This window comes from Seonamhaeicola marinus (assembly GCF_008085455.1).
This window is the reverse complement of sequence record NZ_VSDQ01000120.1, coordinates 1-595: the sequence shown is the minus strand read 5'-3', so window position 1 is coordinate 595 and position 595 is coordinate 1. Positions and strand designations below refer to the sequence as shown.

Sequence of the window (595 nt, the reverse complement as noted above, 5' to 3'; positions counted from 1 at the left end):
AAATTAAACATAATTTAGATTTAGCTTTTACTGAAAACAATGTTGTTTTTAATGAAAGTAATGAATTAAATGATGTGTTTAAATATTTTGATTTTCATGAATTTAACCCAAAAACAGAAGAGAAAGAGCTAAGGTTTGTTGATGCCATTTCTGAAGGGTTAAAACAAAGTATGCAACAGCATAAATATTTAGTTATTTTAGGGCAAGATATTGCCGAATACGGAGGCGTTTTTAAGGTAACCGAAGGTTTTGTTAATCAATTTGGTAAAGAACGTATTAAAAACACACCTATTTGCGAATCTGCAATTATTGAAACCGCTATGGGATTATCAATTGCAGGTATGAAGGCAGTTGTAGAACTTCAATTTGCAGATTTTATTAGTTCAGGTTTTAATCCTGTAGTAAATTATTTAGCAAAATCACACTACCGTTGGCAACAAAATGCGGATGTAGTTTTAAGAATGCCATGTGGTGCCGATGTAGGTGCAGGTCCTTTTCATTCACAAACCAATGAAGCGTGGTTTACAAAAACACCTGGTTTAAAAGTGGTGTATCCTGCATTTCCTTATGATGCCAAGGGTTTGTTAAACACAGC

General features: G+C 33.3%; 1 protein-coding gene. It reads left to right on the top strand.

Features of this window, described 5'->3' with window-relative positions:
- Window positions 1-595 (top strand): alpha-ketoacid dehydrogenase subunit beta (locus tag FUA24_RS01040; protein ID WP_394344176.1); only part of this gene is annotated, 595 nt, incomplete at both ends.